The organism is Desnuesiella massiliensis, from assembly GCF_001403615.1.
Taxonomy (GTDB): Bacteria; Bacillota; Clostridia; order Clostridiales; family Clostridiaceae; genus Desnuesiella; species Desnuesiella massiliensis.
The window spans coordinates 386395-403531 of record NZ_LN879456.1 but is presented as its reverse complement, the minus strand read 5'-3'; the positions used below and the strand labels follow the sequence as shown (position 1 = coordinate 403531).

The following is a 17137-nucleotide window of genomic DNA, read 5'->3' as shown; positions in this document are numbered from 1 at the left end:
CTCCTCACTTTATAGTTTATTTATTCTTTTTAATCTCTTTATACATTTCCACCATTTGTTCTATCAAGTTTTTTTCAGCTATGGCTGTCATCAATTGATCTTGTGCATGTACCATAAGTAAACTCATCTTTAAATCTTGTCCATTTATTTCTGCTTGTATTAATTTTGTCTGAGTATTATGGGCTAAGGTCATTTCCTCTTCACTTTTATCTAGTAATTCCTTTGCTTTTTCAAAATCTCCTTCTTTGGCAGCCTTTAATGCCTCGTAAGCAAACCCTCTTGCATCTCCACCATGAGATATTATTTCAAAAATTTCATTTTCCATTTTTTATTCCTCCAATTGCTTTATTTAAATTGTGTTAAATATTCCTTGTTTATCTCTAATAGATCTCTTAATAAATCTTTTGCCACACTTACAGAAGGCACTAAAGGATGCACTGATAGGGCTAGGAGCGCCTTTTGCTTATCACCTTTTACCGCTGCTTCTGCAGCTAAAACCTCATAGGACTTTACAGCCTGCATAAGTCCTAGAATTTCTGCTGGTACTTCTTCTTTTATATTTAAAGGAGTGGCTCCTCTTCTGTCTATTAAACAATTTGTCTCAATTACTGAATCATAAGGAAGTTCCTTAACAGTGCCTTTATTTAGCGTATTTACTGTATGGATCTCTTTCTTATCATTGTATATAGCACTTATTAAAGATACCGCAGCATCAGAATAATATGCCCCTCCTCTTTTTTCTAGTTCTTTAGGCTTTTCTTGTAAATTTTCATCTTTATATAATTCAAATAATCTTTCTTCTACTTTTTTTACTATTTCCGCTCTTGTTCCGCCAGCACCTTGCTTAGCTGCTTCTTTTTCTTCCTTTAATAATCTATCTGTCATATAAAAATATCTGTGATATGGACATGGTATCATACCAAGAGCATTTAAAAAATCTCCATCCCATTTTAAGTCTGAAATATTTTTCATACTCAAGCTAGCTCCATCTTGAAGCTTTTCTATAACTAATTTTGTTACATCTTTCTCTTTAACATAGGCTTTTCTGCCCCAGACTAGATGGTTCAATCCTATAAAATCTACATATACATCCTTGCTGTCTACATCTAACATGGCAGCAATATCCATCTTCATGTGTATTGGCACATTGCATAATCCTATACACTTTATATCAGTATACTTGTTTATGGCTTCAGTTACTAGTCCTGATGGATTCGTAAAGTTTATTAGCCAAGCTTCCGGACTTAATTCCTTAATATCCTTGCATATATTCATCATTACAGGTATGGTTCTTAAGGCCTTTGCAAAACCTCCTGGTCCCGTGGTTTCTTGTCCTAAAACATCATACTTTAGTGGAAACCTCTCATCCCTAGCTCTAGCTTCCAGACCTCCTACCCTAAATTGAGTAACTACAAAGTCTGCACCTTTTATAGCTTCTCTTCTGTCTAAAGTAAGCACTACATCTATATCAAGGCCTGCTTTTTTAACCATTCTTTTTGCTAGGCTTCCCACTATGTTTAGTTTTTCTTCTCCTGCTTCGATATCTACCAAATATATCTCTCCAAGGGGTAACTCATCTTTTCTTTTTATAAAGCCTTCTATTATTTCTGGTGTATAACTACTTCCCCCACCTATTATTGCTATTTTTAATTTCTTCATATTATCACCTCTCAAATCTTAACCTATAGTTAAAAGGGCCTTAATTTATTAGGAGTGGCACCATAGTGCCACTCTTTTTTTAATTAAGCTTAAACTCCGTTTTAAGCATCAGCATTTAATTTTTCTTCTTGAATCATCTTTCTTTCATACATCTTGAAGAAAGGATAGTAAATCAAGCCAGTTAATGCGATGTTGAATAATACTAAGAATACTACTCTTATATCACCATTAGTAGCTACATAAGCTCCTACTGGTGCTGGTAATGTCCAAGGTGCATTAACTGAGAATCTTCCAACCCATCCTGCAGATACAGCAATGTATGAAATTACAGCAGTTATTGTTGGTCCAACTATAAATGGTATTGCTAATATTGGGTTCATTACTAATGGAACACCAAATATCATTGGCTCGTTTATATTGAATATTCCTGGTACTATAGAGAATCTTCCAACCTTCTTTAAGTATTCTGATTTTGAGAAGCACATTAGTATACATAATGATAAAGTAGCACCGGATCCACCAATCCAGATTAACCATTGGAAGAATTGCTCTGGAGCAACATGTGGTAATGGCTGTCCTGCCGCAACTGCTGCTGCGTTAGCATCTAATAATACTAACCAGAATGGTCTAAGTATTGAACCTACAACAGATACACCATGGATACCCGCCGCCCATAATAGAGTTATTAATAGAACTGGAACTACAACTCCACCTAAAGAATCAGTACCCTTTAATAATGGTTTAAAGAAGTTCATAATTACAGCATGTACGTCTATGTTTAACCATACCCTTACAAACCAAACAAGAGTTATTATAACTGCTGCTGGTATTAAAGCTTCGAAAGATCTAGCCACAGATTCTGGCACTTGTTCTGGCATTTTTAATGTTATCTTGTATTTCTTTAATAACCTTAAGATTTCAACGGATAATATCATACAAAGTATTGCAACGAACATTCCTGCTCCACCAAGGTTACCCATTGGAAGAACCCATCCCATACCTGCAGCGCCTTTAACACCGGCTTTAGTAGCTGCTGCCAAAACACCATCAATATTTAGTGGTATAGTAGTTAATAAGAATGCTGATAAAGAAAGCACTCCACCACTTACTCCATCTAGCTTATAGGACTTAGCTAGTGAGTAACCCATACCATACACCGCATACACTGACATCAAACCGAAAGTAATTCTGTAAGGAATTAATATCTTAGCCTGAGCTCCTGATGCAGCTAAAGCATTTTTCCATGCATCTACTGGTGGCATAGCGATAATTAAGAAGAAACTACCTACGATAATTAATGGTAATGTAGAAATAATACCATCTCTTATAGCTCTTAAATGTCTTTGCTCCGCCAGCTTAGCCATTGGAGGCATGAACTTTTCTTCAAGCCATTTTAAAAATCTTTCCATATTAAATTTTCCCCCTTATTTTAATATTAATAAAATGATTGCCTATTAATTATTTTGCATGTTTTTTAATTTGCTCCAATACCTTAGGTGCTCCTATTGGAGTGTATCCCATAGGCACTATTAATTCTATTGGCACATTAGCTGCTGCTGCTTGCTCTTCAAACACTTTCATTCTGTGTTTTACTTGAGGTGCAACTATAGCTAAATCATAGGAACCTTCTTTTAATTCATCTTCAAATTCAGTAGTTCCTACTGCTTTGATTTCAAGTGGAAAACCTTGCTTATCAGCTTCTTGCTTTATAGCTTTAACAACTATAGCACTAGACATCCCACCTGAGCATACCATTAATACCTTCATATTTATTCCTCCTATCTATTTGTATTTGTTTTATCAACTACACTTTTATATAGCAAGTATCATGCCAACTCTTAAAAAGCTTTAAATAGCGCAGATAAAAAAACAGTGTATCATTTACTTGATAAATGATACACTGTTTTTGATACACTGTCAGTTACTTTTCTTTTTCCTTTAATATATCTGCTAAGGCAGCTATACTTCCTAAAGAAGAAACAGCTTCACTAGGTAATATTAGCTTATTAGCTGGTCCTTTAGCCATTTCTTTTAAGGCTTCTACTTGTTTTAAGGCTATAACCACTTCATTGGTGCCTGAGGCTATGATAGATTTATTAACCTTTGAAATAGCTTCTGCTTCCGCCTGTGCTATGGCCTCTATAGCTCTAGCTTTACCTTCTGCCTCTAAGAGTTGAGATTCTTTTAAACCTTCAGCTCTTCTTATATTAGCTTCTTTCTCAGCTTCTGCTTGAAGGATTTTAGCCTGCTTTTCTCCTTCTGCTCTTGCTATCTCACTTTGCTTTTGACCTTCTGCCTGTAATATTATAGCTCTCTTATCTCTTTCAGCCTTCATTTGCTTTTCCATTGCCTGTTGAATTTCTGCTGGTGGTATAATATTCTTTATTTCTACAGATAGAATTTTAATTCCATAAGCATCGGTGATTTCATCCACTACCATTAGCAATTCTGAATTTATTTTATCTCTTCCAGAAAGTACTTCATCTAAGGTCATATTACCTACAATGTTTCTCATATTAGTAATTGTAGAATAAACTATACCAGATTTATAATTCTCTATGTTATAAACTGCATCTTTTGCATTAAGTACTCTGTAAAATATAACATTATCAATAGATATTTTAACATTATCTTTAGTGATAACATTTTGAGGTTCAATGTCTAGTATTTGTTGCTTTGTTGATACTTTTTTTCTTATAAAGTCAGCAAAAGGTATTGTAAAATGCCAACCTGGTTCTAGCACCTTATAAAACTGTCCGAATCTTTCTAGAATATATACATATCCTGTATTAACAATTTTTATTGAAGATAATATAGCTATTATCACCACCAATAAAAATATTACAAATAATATTTGACCAATATCCATAATAATTCCCTCCTAATAAATATATATTATAAATAAGATTTTCTTATAATAATTTTGTTTCCTGAGATTCCTGTTACAATTACCTTATCTCCCTTTTTTATCATTTCACCCTCATTTTTTATAGTCCAATAAATACCATCAATTTTTATCATAGACTTTTCTATAATCTCTTCGTCTACAATTAATTCTCTACCCAAATACCCCTCTTCCACAGTTGAAAGCTTTTTTACATCTCTTTTGATAATCTTCTTTGCCAGTGGATAGCCTGCTGCAAATCCTATAGCACTGACTACCAAAAATACTAAAACCTGAACAACAAAACTAGCCTCTAGCATTAAAGCTGTAATTGCTCCTAAGCTTCCTAAGGTAAACCAAACAAATAATAATGTACTGGTAGCTATATCAAGCACTAGAGTTATTACTCCAATAATTATCCACATAATAAAATAATTCACATAGCCCCCTCCTTTCTCTACACTTATATTATACATCAAATTTACCCATAATTTAATGCATTCTAAAATTAATTAATTTTGGTTTATTTAAGGAATCTTATATCCTCATTATATGGTATATGTAAAAATTAATAAAGTTTATTTTATACCTATAATAGGTTATTTTATACCGTATTTTCTCTTTTAATACTCTATTACTATATATTTCATTGATTTTCTATTCATTTCATTTTATTATTTAATTAGAAAATGAGCAAAATAAATTATAACTATATAATTAAGGAAGTGAAACTATGAATTTCATCAGAGTTGGAGCCGCTTGTCCTGTAACAAAAGTGGCAGATATACACTATAATATTGAAAATATAAAAAAATGTATTGAAGAATCTTTGGCAAAGCATTGCAAAATTGTTGTTTTCCCTGAACTTTCTATTACTTCCTATACCTGCGGAGACTTATTTACTCAAAATCATTTAATAGAACAATCTATTAAAGCTATAGAAGAACTAGCACAATTTTCTAAAGATAAGGACATATTAATTGCCCTAGGTGCTCCTTTAGTACATAAGTATTCTCTTTATAACTGTGCATATATCCTACATAAAGGAAGAGTTTTAGGTATTTTACCTAAAAATTTTATTCCTAATTATACTGAGTTCTACGAAAAAAGATGGTTTACAGAAGGCAATGCCCTGTCAGAAGAATCTATAGACTTATATTTCCAAAAGGAAATACCCTTTGGAAGTAATTTGATTTTTAGTGATGGTATCAATAAAATCGCTTTTGAAATCTGTGAGGATCTTTGGGTTACAATCCCCCCTAGTTCTTTCTTATCTCTAGGTGGCGCAAATATCATTTGTAATCTCTCTGCCTCTAACGAATTAGTTAGCAAATATGAGTATAGACGAAACCTAGTAGCCTCTCAAAGTGCTAGATGCATGGCGGCCTACATTTATTCTTCTTCTGGAGTTTTTGAGTCTACTACGGATTTAGTTTTCAGCGGTCATTTAATGATTAGTGAAAATGGATCTATGCTAAAAGAAAATCATAGATTCCAAAGAGAAAATGAAGTGATATGTTCAATTATTGATATTGATAAGCTAAACAGTGAACGATTGAAAAATGTAAGCTTTAGAGATAGCACTAAAATCTACAATTATAATGTAAGGGAAATAAAATTTAGTTTTGATGACCTCAATTATGGTGAATTTGATAGATATGTGGATAAGCATCCCTTTGTGCCTTCAGGAGAAAAGCAGCGTGAAGAAAGATGCAAAGAGATATTTAATATACAAAGCGCTGCCTTAGCTAAGAGAATCAGTCATACTGGTTTAAATAAAGCTGTTATAGGAATTTCAGGAGGTCTTGATTCCACATTAGCCCTATTAGTTATCATTAAAACCTTTGACATGCTTAAAATACCAAGGAAAAATATATTAACCATTACTATGCCTGGTTTTGGCACTACGGATAGAACTTATAATAACGCAGTTTCCCTATGCAAAGCCTTAGATACCACCTTTAAGGAAATAAATATTGTTGATGCCTGCTTGCAGCACTTTAAGGACATAAATCATCCTATAGAAAACCATGATATAACCTATGAAAATGTTCAAGCAAGAGAAAGAACTCAAATTTTAATGGATATTGCAAATAAAGAGGGTGGACTTCTTATAGGCACAGGGGACTTGTCAGAACTAGCCTTGGGCTGGTGTACTTATAATGGAGATCATATGTCTATGTATTCCGTTAATTGTTCCATACCAAAAACCTTAGTTAGATATTTAGTAAATTATGTAGCAGAGCATGAAATGGAGAAGGAAGCCTCAGATATACTATTGGACATTCTTGATACTCCCGTAAGTCCTGAACTTTTGCCCAAGGATAAAAATGGAGACATTGTTCAAAAAACCGAAGATATTGTGGGTCCTTATGAGCTTCATGATTTCTTCTTGTATTATTTTATTAGGCAAGGTGCTACACTAGAAAAAATAGCCTTTCTCGCAAAAGTAGCCTTTAAAAATGAATATGATGACGCTACCATAGATAAATGGCTAGATAAATTTGTTAAGAGATTTTTCACTCAGCAATTTAAACGTTCAGCACTTCCAGATGGCCCTAAGGTAGGAACCATAAGTTTATCCCCTAGAGGTGATTGGAGAATGCCATCTGATGCAAGCTATAATTTGTGGGTTAAATAAATAAAAAGCGACCAACGTCGCTTTTTACTTATATATGTCCACAATAAGTCCTTGTATTTCATCAATAGTAGCTGCAATATTTAAATTTTCTTTTTCTTCACCTAGCAGCAGCTGTGTTAGCTCTTCAAGCTTTGCATCTACAGTATCCACAGTGATAAAATACTGAGTCTGCCAAAAACTAATATCCTTTCTAACACTATACATATAATTTAATACAGATTCTAAATATTCTTTTATGAGCCTCTTATAAGCCCTTACGTCAGCATAACACTTAGTAATGACTAACCTATTCCCTTTTTTCTTTATATCTTCAAAGAGTTCCTTAAGTTGCTCTTCATTTTTTCTATCTCTAGCAAAATTAAAATTTTGAGAAAAATCTTTTCTAGACTCAACCTTCTTTCTATCTGAGGTCACTGTGGTGCTTTTCCTAACTCTTGATATTTCCATCTAAACACCTTCCTATAATTTAAAGTTATAATTAAAGTCTTCAATAGATTTTTTAATGGACTGCAGAGTATCACTAAAAATAATACCCTGTTTGCTTAGCTTACCATTGCTAATTCTTATATCCCTAGCCTTATGCTTATACTTTTCTTCATCCTTTAAAATATACTGCTTAGCCACTTCTTCTAACTTCATATTTCTACATACTTCCAAGGCAATATCATAAGTGCTTAAATTATTTTCACTGCCAGTATGATATATTCCATAAGGCAATTCTAAAATTCTGGGGAAATTATCTAATAATTCGTAAACATAAGTCATGCCTCTATATTCATTAGTTGGAAAATATCTTTTTTCATTCTTTAAGAGAACGCTCGTTACATTCCATACTATATTAGCATTAACTTTTTTCTTATATTCTGGAAAACCAAAAAGCCAAGTTAATCTAATTATCCATAGCCTATCAATTATCTTTGAAATTTCTTTTTCAGCCTGAAGTTTATGTTTTCCGTAAACAGTATTAGGGTTAGGTATAGTCTCCTCTGTATAAGGACCACTTTCCTCATTTCCATTAAATATTTGCTCTGTACTTAGAAAAACCATTTTACATAAGCTTTCCTTGCAAGCCTCTGCTACATTTACTGTTCCTGTGACATTTACTCTATAAGATTCTTCTGGATTATCTTCGCATAACCCCGTATCTGCTATAGCAGCAGTATGTATCACTATATCTGGCCTTATATTATCTATCTTTTTCAAAACCTCTTCTCTATTAGTAATATCTAGTTCTTTTCTTCCTAATAAAGTTATATTATATTTATCCTTATATTGCTCATAAAATCTTGTGGCAAAAAAACCTTGTCCACCAGTTATAACAATTTTCAATACGCTCACCTCAATAATAAAAATAAACATTGTAAAATATACTTTATTATATCATATATTTTAATTTTATATAAACTAAATCATAGTCTAAATTATTATTTGTTTACTATGGAATAATTCTGTAAAAAATGTTAATTTATCTTTTTTTGTTGACATCTTATAGTAAGGCTTCTATAATAGTGTTATTAACTGAATAAAGTTTAAGCATAAGGGAGTAGCTTGCAGGACTGTTCCTGTTGCAAAGTCAACAACCGATGCATATTCATCTGGCTTTGTATTAAATAGTAAGACTTATGTATAACGATAAACCGTTATACATAAGTCTTTTTTAATATATATGATTAAGGAATGTTAAAAAACATAATAATATATTTAAGAATATTTAAGAATAAATAACTTTGTTGTTTATTTAAAATATATAATTTTATTACATAAATGAAAGGAGATTTTATAATGTGGTTTAATAAAAACCCCGAAGAAGTTGTTTCTGAGCTTCAAGTAGATGCCCTAAATGGACTTTCTACAGAAGAAGTAGGAAGGCGTATTGAAAAGTATGGCTATAACAAATTAGCGACTAAGAAAAAGAAAACCATACTTCAGATCTTTTTATCTCAATTAAACGATGCAATGATATTTATTTTAATTGGGGCTGCAATTATTTCTGGATTAGCTGGAGAAATCAGCGATTCAATAATTATCTTATTAGTTATTTTAATTAATGCCGTAGTAGGTGTTGTGCAAGAATCCAAGGCTGAAAAAGCTTTAGAGGCTTTAAAAAAGCTTTCTACTCCTAGAGCTATTGTTAAAAGAGATGGGGAGTTAAAAGAAATTGCTTCTGAGGAGGTAGTGCCTGGAGATATTGTAATAATCGATGCTGGAAGATATATTCCAGCAGATTTAAGGCTCATAGAAAGTGCAAATTTAAAGATTGAAGAATCTGCCTTAACGGGAGAATCTGTGCCTTCTGATAAGGAGTCAAATATTACTTTAGAAAGCTCCGACACTCCATTAGGTGATCAAAAGAATATGGCGTTTATGTCCACCTTAGCTACTTACGGTAGAGGTGTGGGTATAGCTGTAGGCACAGGAATGAACACAGAAATAGGTAAAATAGCAAAAATGCTTGATGAATCTGAAACCGAACTTACACCTCTTCAAAAGAGATTAGCAGAGCTTGGGAAGGTACTAGGTTTTGGTGCTTTAATCATTTGTGCTCTTATGTTTGTGGTTTCATTATTCCAAGGAAGAGATCTTTTTGAAATGTTCCTTACTTCTATAAGCTTAGCTGTAGCCGCTATTCCTGAAGGACTTCCTGCTATTGTGGCCATAGTACTTGCTATGGGTGTTCAAAGGATGATAAAGGAAAATGCTATTGTTAGGAAGCTACCCGCGGTAGAAACCTTAGGTTCTGTAAATATAATCTGTTCAGACAAAACAGGAACCTTAACTCAAAATAAAATGACTGTTACTAAGCTTTATGCAAATAATTCTTTAAATACTATTGATAAGCTAGATATAAAGGATAAAACCCATCAATTATTAATAGAAAATCTTATTTTATGTAATGATGCCACTTATTCTGAAGCTTCAAAAACTGGCGATCCTACAGAGATTGCATTGTTAGAAGCTGGTTTTAAAATTAATTTATTTAAAGATGCTCTTCAAAATGAACATGCTAGAGTCAATGAAGTGCCTTTTGATTCCGATAGAAAATTAATGACTACTGTTAATAAATACAATGAAGAATATTATGTATTTACAAAAGGAGCCATTGATAACTTATTAAAAATATGTAGTAAGGCTTTTATAAATGGAGAAATCTTAACTTTAGATGATGAAGTTAAAGATAATATTATGAAAGCTTCCAACAGCATGTCTGATGATGCTCTTAGGGTTTTAGGCGCAGCTTATAAAACTATAGCTTCTCCTCATGTTGAAATAGATAGTCTTGAAAACGACCTGATCTTCATTGGTCTAGTAGGAATGATTGACCCTCCAAGGCTAGAGGTTAAGGATTCTATAGCTACTTGTAAAAAATCCGGTATTAAAACTATTATGATCACTGGAGACCATAAAAACACAGCCTTTGCTATAGCTAAGGAATTAGGCATTGCAGAGAGCAATGAACAAGCAATTTCTGGTGCTGAGCTGGATAAATTTACTCAAGAAGAGCTAAATGGCCAAATAAGTAACTTCAGAGTTTTTGCTAGAGTTTCCCCTGAACATAAGGTTAAAATCGTTAAAGCCTTTAAATCAAAAGGAAATATAGTTTCTATGACTGGTGATGGTGTTAACGACGCTCCTTCCCTAAAGATCGCGGATATAGGAGTTGCTATGGGGATAACTGGTACTGACGTTGCTAAGGGTGCTTCAGATATGATTTTAACTGATGATAATTTTTCAACTATAGTTTCTGCAATTGAGGAAGGTAGAAACATTTATAACAATATTAAAAAATCTATAATGTTCCTCTTATCCTGTAATCTAGGTGAGATTATAGCATTGTTCTTTGCAATTTTATTAAGCTGGACTACACCTCTTAGACCTATTCATATTTTGTGGGTAAATTTAATCACAGATACCCTGCCCGCTCTGTCATTAGGAGTTGATCCTGGAGATAAGAATGTAATGGACAATGAACCGAGAGATCCTAAAGAAAGCTTGTTTGGAAAGGGCGCAGGAGTAAGCTTAGTTTTAAACGGTATTTTAATTGGAGTTCTAACTTTAATTGCCTTTAAAATAGGCGAATATACTTATGGTGTAGGAACTAATCATGCTCAAACTATGGCTTTCGTAGTTTTAAGCGTATCTCAATTGTTCCACTCATTAAATATGAGACACCCTGAAAAATCTATATTCCAATTAGGCCTATTCTCAAATAAGTACTTGATTCTATCAATTATAGCAGGTATATTCTTACAAAATATTGTTATTACTGTACCTGCCTTAGCTTCAGTATTTAAGGTTTATCCTCTAACCTTTAATGATTGGCTATTCGTAGGAGCTTTATCTATAATGCCATTAGTACTTAATGAAATAGCTAAAGTATTTATTAGAGCAAGAAAAAATAAATAAGAATTTATAAAATAAGGACCGCCATGAAGCGGTCCTTTAAACTTTATTCTATATATATTTTTTAATTTTTTCAACAACTTTAATCAGGTAAGCTTCTTCTAATTCTGTGAACCTATTTAGCTCTGGACTGTCTATGTCTAATACCCCAATAATACTATGATTTTTTACTATAGGAACCACTATTTCCGATCTTGAGGCTGAATCGCAGGCTATATGACCTGGAAATTTCTCCACATCTCCCACTCTTAATACCTTATTTTCTTCTATGGCAGTACCGCAAACGCCCTTTCCTATAGCAATTCTATTACAAGCTGGAAGTCCTTGAAAAGGTCCTAATACCAATTCTCCCTCTTTATATAAATAGAAGCCTACCCAATTACATCTATCTATAGCTGCATTAATTATAGCGGATATATTAGATAGATTAGCTATAAAATCCTTTTCTGAGCTTAACTGGCCTTCTGTTAAAATTAACATATATTTATATTTTTCTTCTTCACTCATTTTTTTCATAACATCTACTTTTATCATTTTCTCCCCCCTAGTGTATCTTTACTGCTTAGTTTATTCTAGCATGTTTTCTGCTTTTATTTCAATATTCTTATAATCCCTTCCCCTTATTATAATTGCGCCCTGCTTATCGGTTCTATATACCTTGCAATTCAATCTCTCTAAGTTTTTAATTACTCTGCTATCGGGACTTTCTTTTCCATCGCAGGTTATTAAAGCTATTTTAGGCTTTAATAGCTTTAGTAGATATCTAGAAGTACTAGTATCGAGTCCATGGTGCCCTATTTTTAATATATCACAAGGCTTAATTTCTACTTCTTTAAGAGTTCTCTCTTCTTCCTTCTCTGCATCTCCCATAAACATATAATTAATTCCTTCTATGGTTCCCTGCAGCACTATAGAATTATTGTTTTCTATTTTTTCATCTACTTTTATAGGAAGTATTGCTTTTAACTTTATCTCTTCATTATTAAGTTCCCAATTATTATAAATAAATTTCACTTTGATATTTTTATTAAAAAGCTCTTTATAAAGAATATCTCTATTTTTATTTTTGTGCATAGGTAGCAATACATTTTTAACCTCCATCCTATCACAAATATCTATAAGACTTCCATAATGATCATCATGATAATGGGTAATGATAATATAGTCTATGTCTTCCACATTATTCTGCTTTAAATAATTCATGATATAATTTCCCAATCCTATAGCTCCTGTATCAATCAATATGTTTTCTCTTCCCTTAATCAATATACAATCACTTTGACCAGTATCTAAAATATGTACTTCAGTGCTCTGTGCATCTCTAGCTAAAACATTAGAGCTTATGGAAAGCAAAAACATTAAGCTAAAAATAAAGGTAATAACAAATAACTTTTTAATTTTCATAGCTTCACCTTCTTTAAAATATATATCTAGTATTTACTATTAAATTTAAAATAGGCATAAAAATAAAAAACTGATAGAATTTTATATGCAAATTCTACCAGTTTTTTTATTACTTATATTTTCTTGAAAGCTCTATATAGCGTCTTGCAGACTCTAATAACTCTGCTTTATCTGCTTCGGAAAGTTCTCTTACCACCTTAGCTGGTGATCCCATACAAAGTACTCCTGAGGGTATCTTCTTTCCTGGAGAAACTACACTGCCTGCAGCTATAATGGTGTTCTCTCCTATTTCTGCTCCATCTAAAATTATGGATCCCATGCCAATTAAGCAATTATTACCTACAGTGCAGGCATGAACTATGGCACCATGACCTATGGTTACATTTTCTCCTATAATTGTTGGATAGGCTTTATCTGTTATATGTACTACAGAATTATCTTGAATATTTGTACCTTTCTTTACTATTATTGGTTCACCATCACTTCTTAATACAGCACCGAACCAAATATTCACATCTTCTTCTAGGGTTACATCTCCTATTATATCAGCACTTTGAGCTACGAAAGTATTATCATGTATTTTAGGATATTTATCTTCAAATTTATAAATCATTAGTTATCCTCCTTTTACTAATCCTACGGTATATTGTATCATAATTTAAAAAATTTAAAATAGTTTTGGTAATTTTATAGTCTCCAAAAATACTAAAAATAATTTAAATACTATAGATTGAGTTAATAAAATAAAGTTTGAAGAACTTCACCATAGATAAAATTAAATATTGATGGATAAGTTTTATTGATTATTATAATAATTTCTTATATAATAACAACATCACTATATATAGTATATTTTTCCTATGCACGATACTATATGTGGTACAAATCATCACACTCATAACAAGTAATAAATTTATAATATTTTGCAAATTTAGGTACTGTAATTATTGTATAGTATCTTACATATTGAATAGGGGGTTTCTTAATGAATTCATTAAAAGAAATTTTTAAACGTTATTATACAAAAGAACTAGAAAAAGATAAATCTAAATCTGTTTATGATCTTTTTTCCTGGAAAAAAGTTGACGTAATTCTAAAAGACCATAAATCCGGGAAAACTCTTGTAGATATGAAAGACTTAGAGTTCCCTTCTCATTATTCTCAAAATGCTTGCGACATTATAGCCTCAAAGTATTTTAGAAAAGCTGGAGTACCTACTCCTAGCGGCTCAGAAACTAGTATGAAAATGGTAGCTCATAGAATGGTTAATTTTTGGACTGAAGCCCTAAAAGATGAGGGTATAATAAAGAGTGCTGAAGATGCTCAAATCTTCTATGACGAAATGGTATTTGGCCTTTTAAACCAAATGTATGCTCCAAATTCTCCACAATGGTTTAATACAGGGTTAGCCTTAAGTTATGACATAAAGGGTTCTCCTCAAGGAAACTACTACTATGATGAGTCAAAAGAAAGGGTAGTAGAATCCTCAGATGCATATACTAGAACCCAAGCTTCTGCATGCTTCATAGTTTCTATAGAAGATAAATTACTAGGAGATCACTCTATTTCAGAACAATATATAACAGAAACCAAATTATTTAAATTTGGTTCTGGTACAGGAACTAATTTCTCCACCCTTAGAGCGGAAGGAGAAAAGCTTTCTGGTGGAGGCTATTCTTCAGGATTAATGAGCTTTTTAAAAGGCTTTGATAGAAATGCCGGAGCCATAAAATCTGGTGGAACTACTAGAAGAGCTGCTAAGATGGTATGCTTAGATATAGATCATCCTGAAATTGAAGAATTCATATCTTGGAAGGCTAAAGAGGAAGATAAGGTTAGAGCCCTAGCTAAAATGGGATATGATGCAGATTTCGAAGGTGAGGCCTATGCTACGGTTTCAGGACAAAACAGCAATAATTCCTTAAGAATCACAGATGAGTTCATGAAAAAGGTTTGTGAACTAGATAAGCATCCTGAGGAAACTATTGAACTTAAGGGAAGAATTGACTCAAGAGTAAACAAAAAAATAAAAGTTAAGGATCTTTGGGAATTATTTAATGAATCGGCGTGGAAATGCGCAGACCCTGCACCACAATTTTCTGATACCTTTAATGCTTGGCATACATGCCCTGCTGGAGAAGACGGCAATGTAAATGCCCCTTATAACAGACTTAACTCTACAAATCCTTGCGGAGAATATGCCTTTTTAGATAATACCTCTTGTAATCTTTCTTCTATAAATATTTTTAAATTTTACGATGAAGATAGAAAATTCTTTGATTTAGACGGTTTTTTACATATGATAAGCTTTAATCAGCTATTATTAGAAGCTTCAATACACTGGGGACAATATCCAACTGAAGATATTGCAAGAAGAACCTATTTGTTTAGAACTACTGGTCTGGGCATCGCTAATATAGCTTCCCTATTTATGATAATGGGCTATCCCTATGATTCAGAAGAAGCTAGGAATCTTGCCTCTTCTCTAACTGGTATTCTAACAGCTAGATCCTATGTGATCTCCTCTTTAATGTCAAAGGAAATAGGACCCTTTGCTAAATATGATATTAATAAGAAATTCATGTTAAAAGTTATGAGGAACCATGCTAGGGTATCAGGAGCTTTAAAGTCCTCTTATGAAGGTTTAGAATATACTCCTATGGAAGTAGATCACAATCTATTAATAGATAATAAATTAAAATTTCTAAGCGATAGTTTGAAAAAAGAATGGCAAAAGGTTCTAGAGTTTGGTGAAAAATATGGATATAGAAATGCCCAAGTTTCTGTAATAGCTCCAACAGGTACTATTTCCTTTGCTATGGATTGCGGTGCTACCTCTATAGAACCATTCTTTAGTCACATAGTTTATAAAAAGCTATCTGGCGGCGGCTATATGACTCTAGGTAACCCCGTTATAGAAAGCTCACTAAGAAATTTAGGTTATACTGATATAGAAATTAAGGATATTATTGAGTATATCACTAGAAAAGAAAAAGTATCTACTGGAGAATTTGAATACGAAAAAATTGTTGATGGAAAAATAGAGGGAGTTCCTCATTTAAAGGAAGAGCATCTAGCTATATTCGACACTGCTAATATTTGTGGCAGTGGCAAGAGATTTATCTCCCCTGAGGGTCATGTAAAGATGGTAGCGGCTATTACTCCTCTAATATCAGGAGCAATTTCAAAAACTGTAAATCTGCCCAAAAATGCTACTGTAGGAGATTTTAAGAATATAGCTTTACTATCATGGAAATTAGGAGTTAAAGGTATTGCTCTTTATAGAGACTCTTCTAAAGCTAGTCAGCCGCTAAATACTAATTTAGATGGTGACTCTTCCGTGAATTTAGAAAATATGAATTATCAACAATTATTAGAAAAAGCAAAAGAACTTCAATCCCTAGTCAACGTCTCTAGGAGAGATAAACCTCAAGGAATACGATATGGCACTACTCATCCTGCACAGATCGATGATGTAAAAATATATACTACAGTAAACAGAAATGTTGATGGCGATATATGTGAGATATATATTACTACGGACAGAGAAGGAACTATAATAACTGGTTTACTAAATTCCTTATCAAAATCCATCTCTGTTATGCTGCAATATCATGTTCCTGCTCAGGATATTGCTAGGATGCTTAGAGGGCAAAAATATGAACCTTATGGTTTTGTACAAAAACATCCATATATAAAATACGTATCATCTATTTCAGACTTAATCAGCAAGGTTATAGATATAGAAATGGGAGACTATTCAAGATGTCAGGTTAAGCCCGATATATATCAAAGTGTATCTCCCGCTAAAGATATTGCTCTAACCAGCTTATCTTCCTCCAACGCCGTTGATGCCTCACCTCATATACATGGTGGAGAAAGAATCTATGGCAGCACTTGCCCTACTTGCTCTAGCACTAGGATGGTTAAGAATGGCACTTGCATGGTTTGCCTAGATTGCGGTTCTACCACTGGTTGCAGCTAATATACTACTTAAAGTTCTATAACAAAATAAATTTATATTTACATTTAACCCTCTAGAGGCAGTTCTAGAGGGTTTTATTTTTTAAATAAATATAAATCTTTTGTTGCTAATTTCAGGATAACAAATATTATGTATTATAAGAGAAATTAATTATTTTTAAAGG

The 17137-nt window shown here is 32.7% G+C and carries 14 protein-coding genes; 3 read left to right on the top strand and 11 right to left on the bottom strand.

The window, feature by feature from the left end:
* Positions 1-16: 16 nt before the first annotated feature.
* The 6 genes from BN2665_RS12570 to BN2665_RS12545 form a co-directional block, all read right to left on the bottom strand.
* Complete coding sequence (locus BN2665_RS12570) at positions 17-325, bottom strand: PTS lactose/cellobiose transporter subunit IIA (protein ID WP_055667462.1); 309 nt, start codon at positions 323-325, stop codon at positions 17-19.
* A 20-nt stretch (positions 326-345) separates the two neighbouring features.
* Positions 346-1659: a 6-phospho-beta-glucosidase gene (locus BN2665_RS12565; protein ID WP_055667461.1), complete on the bottom strand. Its 1314-nt coding sequence runs from the start codon at positions 1657-1659 to the stop codon at positions 346-348.
* Positions 1660-1760: 101 nt separating this feature from the next.
* A complete protein-coding gene (locus tag BN2665_RS12560; RefSeq protein ID WP_055667460.1) occupies positions 1761-3068 on the bottom strand; it encodes a PTS sugar transporter subunit IIC in 1308 nt (435 codons plus the stop codon).
* A 49-nt stretch (positions 3069-3117) separates the two neighbouring features.
* The gene (locus BN2665_RS12555; protein WP_055667459.1) at positions 3118-3426 is read right to left on the bottom strand and encodes a PTS sugar transporter subunit IIB; all 309 of its coding nucleotides are present in this window, start codon (positions 3424-3426) and stop codon (positions 3118-3120) included.
* Between the two features lie 154 nt (positions 3427-3580).
* Positions 3581-4528, bottom strand: a complete 948-nt coding sequence (locus tag BN2665_RS12550; RefSeq protein ID WP_055667458.1) for an SPFH domain-containing protein — start codon at positions 4526-4528, stop codon at positions 3581-3583.
* A 26-nt stretch (positions 4529-4554) separates the two neighbouring features.
* The gene (locus BN2665_RS12545; protein WP_242865947.1) at positions 4555-4983 is read right to left on the bottom strand and encodes an NfeD family protein; all 429 of its coding nucleotides are present in this window, start codon (positions 4981-4983) and stop codon (positions 4555-4557) included.
* 293 nt (positions 4984-5276) lie between these two features.
* On the opposite strand from BN2665_RS12545, the gene BN2665_RS12540 reads away from it, so the two are divergent.
* Positions 5277-7184 carry an NAD(+) synthase gene (locus BN2665_RS12540; protein ID WP_055667456.1) on the top strand — a complete coding sequence of 636 codons (1908 nt, stop codon included), beginning with the start codon at positions 5277-5279 and terminating at the stop codon, positions 7182-7184.
* A gap of 24 nt (positions 7185-7208) precedes the next feature.
* On the opposite strand, the gene BN2665_RS12535 is transcribed toward BN2665_RS12540, so the two are convergent.
* Both BN2665_RS12535 and BN2665_RS12530 read right to left on the bottom strand, forming a co-directional pair.
* Positions 7209-7631, bottom strand: a complete 423-nt coding sequence (locus BN2665_RS12535) for a YaaR family protein (RefSeq protein WP_055667455.1) — start codon at positions 7629-7631, stop codon at positions 7209-7211.
* Between the two features lie 12 nt (positions 7632-7643).
* Positions 7644-8513 carry an SDR family oxidoreductase gene (locus tag BN2665_RS12530; RefSeq protein WP_423229854.1) on the bottom strand — a complete coding sequence of 290 codons (870 nt, stop codon included), beginning with the start codon at positions 8511-8513 and terminating at the stop codon, positions 7644-7646.
* A 453-nt stretch (positions 8514-8966) separates the two neighbouring features.
* On the opposite strand from BN2665_RS12530, the gene BN2665_RS12525 reads away from it, so the two are divergent.
* Entirely contained in the window at positions 8967-11588 is a 2622-nt protein-coding gene (locus BN2665_RS12525) for a calcium-transporting P-type ATPase, PMR1-type (RefSeq protein WP_055667453.1), read from the top strand.
* 48 nt (positions 11589-11636) lie between these two features.
* On the opposite strand, the gene BN2665_RS12520 is transcribed toward BN2665_RS12525, so the two are convergent.
* The 3 genes from BN2665_RS12520 to BN2665_RS12510 form a co-directional block, all read right to left on the bottom strand.
* Entirely contained in the window at positions 11637-12119 is a 483-nt protein-coding gene (locus tag BN2665_RS12520) for a GAF domain-containing protein (protein WP_055667452.1), read from the bottom strand.
* Between the two features lie 33 nt (positions 12120-12152).
* Positions 12153-12989, bottom strand: a complete 837-nt coding sequence (locus BN2665_RS12515; RefSeq protein ID WP_055667451.1) for a ComEC/Rec2 family competence protein — start codon at positions 12987-12989, stop codon at positions 12153-12155.
* Positions 12990-13098: 109 nt separating this feature from the next.
* Positions 13099-13602, bottom strand: coding sequence for a gamma carbonic anhydrase family protein (locus BN2665_RS12510; protein ID WP_055667450.1), 504 nt, complete (start codon positions 13600-13602; stop codon positions 13099-13101).
* 372 nt (positions 13603-13974) lie between these two features.
* Here BN2665_RS12510 and BN2665_RS12505 point away from each other — a divergent pair, with 372 nt between their 5' ends.
* Positions 13975-16974 (top strand): vitamin B12-dependent ribonucleotide reductase, encoded by a 3000-nt coding sequence (locus BN2665_RS12505; protein WP_055667449.1) that lies wholly within the window; start codon positions 13975-13977, stop codon positions 16972-16974.
* Positions 16975-17137: the final 163 nt, after the last annotated feature.